Source organism: Photorhabdus africana (assembly GCF_035181445.1).
Taxonomy (GTDB): Bacteria; Pseudomonadota; Gammaproteobacteria; order Enterobacterales; family Enterobacteriaceae; genus Photorhabdus; species Photorhabdus laumondii.
In genome coordinates this window covers 1-223 of sequence record NZ_JAXBVE010000306.1, presented here as the reverse complement: position 1 = coordinate 223, position 223 = coordinate 1, and the positions used below count along the sequence as shown (strand labels likewise).

1 protein-coding gene is annotated in these 223 nt (G+C 63.2%); it reads right to left on the bottom strand.

Annotated features, from left to right (window positions below):
* The coding region (locus tag SLS51_RS23870; RefSeq protein ID WP_323840925.1) for a hypothetical protein at positions 1-223 on the bottom strand (223 nt) is incomplete at both ends.

Sequence of the window (223 nt, the reverse complement as noted above, 5' to 3'; positions counted from 1 at the left end):
GTGACACACCTGCCACAGATAAACCGGGGCCTGCCAGTGCAACTGTCGGGCCTGTTTCTGTAACAAGCGCAGGGCGTTATCCATCCAGACCGGCTGGGCGCTCTGTTGTTCAGTCAGCGCCCAGACGATGCCGTTGAGCGGCCGGAGACGGCGCAAGCGACGCAGGGCCGCCAGTTGCGCGGTATCAGGTTCCGTGTGTTGTAAACTGCCGCCCCACAGCAGG